The 1,039-nt window shown below is 40.7% G+C and carries 1 protein-coding gene; it reads left to right on the top strand.

The window, feature by feature from the left end; genetic code table 11:
• Positions 1–434: 434 nt before the first annotated feature.
• Positions 435–1,039: F-box protein (locus KDK18_RS08940; protein WP_257254557.1), on the top strand; the 605-nt coding region annotated here is incomplete at its 3' end.

Here is a 1,039-nt window from a genome sequence, read left to right as displayed (position 1 = left end):
CAATGACCTCAATGTTTTGAACTTTCATTCTAAAACCGGTTCTAAGCTTTCAATCTATTTTAAATGTCCTTACCCAGAGGATAAAAACTGACTTTGAAGGGACAGCCATGCACCCTTCGGACAACCATTCCAGTAATGACAACAGAGTAGTGGTTTTCTGTACAGGCTGTTTCTAAAACAACCTGCAATTAAGCGTGTTTTTGAAGATAGCCGATTTGAAAACAGGGTTTGTTAAGAACCTGATTAAAACTTTTACAGCGAGCTCTCAATGGAAAAGTTTCTTCCTGTCATTTTCCCGGAGCAAGGCTCTGTTTTTGCTTATTTTTACTGACCTCAATGTTATGAACTTTCGTTCTAAAACCGGTTCTAAACTAACAACCCATTTTAAATCCTCTTTCTAACCGGAGGTAAATACTGACTTTGAAGGAACAAATATGCACTTTACGAACAGAAATTTTGACGCTCCACTCCCGCCTGCACCAAAGATACCCAGACTGCTTGAAGCACCAACGGTTGTCAGTCTGGGCAGGGAAGTTAGTGTACAGGAAAAAGTTGAACCTACATTCTTCCATTTAGCCGAAGAGACACATGTCAAAATTATTCGCTATTTGGATTTTCGAAGCATTCACTGTTTAACAAAGGTATGCACATACCTTCGCTATCTTGTTAAAAAGAATAGAGCTCTGGAAAGAGCATGGTATCGTCGGTTTCCTTCAACACACCAATATCAATTGAAGACCATCTTTACTTCGAAAGATGATCAACAACTCCGTGATTGGTTGAGTCCGTTTGCGAATTCGGGCACTGTCGAGTCATTCGTAAAAAAACGAGATAACGCTTATTTTCCTGCCCTGATTCTTTTCACCAAAAGTAAACTGATGTCTCAATGTGAAACATTGAGCTTAGAGACAAAAACCGAAATTACCCATCTTAAAGGTATCTACATAGCCACCTTAAGTGCCGATAGCTGTCACCTGGTGACCGTCAGTCTTGCCAAAACTGAAGATCAGCGCATGACGGCCATCGGGGCTCAAACTGG

The sequence above is a fragment of the Endozoicomonas sp. SESOKO3 genome, from assembly GCF_024606255.1.
The sequence above is the reverse complement of the archived record's forward strand: the minus strand, read 5'-3'. Positions and strand labels throughout refer to the sequence as shown.